Source organism: Allobaculum fili (genome assembly GCF_020969955.1).
Classification (GTDB): Bacteria; Bacillota_I; Bacilli_A; order Erysipelotrichales; family Erysipelotrichaceae; genus Allobaculum; species Allobaculum fili.
The window spans coordinates 1-365 of record NZ_JAHDSX010000122.1; the positions used below are offsets into that span (position 1 = coordinate 1).

The 365-nt window shown below is 46.3% G+C and carries 1 protein-coding gene; it reads right to left on the bottom strand.

What is annotated here, in order from left to right; all coding sequences use genetic code 11:
• Nucleotides 1-261, bottom strand: a 261-nt coding sequence (gene tnpB / locus Afil_RS10785) for an IS66 family insertion sequence element accessory protein TnpB (RefSeq protein WP_230268555.1), incomplete at its 3' end; no start/stop codon positions are given.
• Nucleotides 262-365: the final 104 nt, after the last annotated feature.

Genomic DNA, 365 nt, shown 5'->3' on the forward strand with positions numbered 1-365 from the left:
CGACACGATCCCATCTCCTGTAATTCTCCAGTCGAAATGTCCGGAGTTGAGAACCTTGTAGAACAGCCAGGTTCCCGTTCCGTCATAGTACAGGCACTTGATGCGGCCCTTTGAGCGATTGGTGAAGATGAAGAGAGATTCATCGAAAGGGCTGAGCTTAAACTGATCCTGAACAAGAGCAGCGAGACCGCCCATTCCTTTTCTGAAGTCGATCGGATCTTTGGCGATATAGATATTTGTGAAGCTGAATTTTGATTCCATCTTATTTTTCCTCCTGAATGACGACTTTGAAGAACGCCAGATCTGAAAGCTCTGGCGCCTTTTTCTGTTCAAGCTTTTCTACCGATTCGACGCAATGAACCATG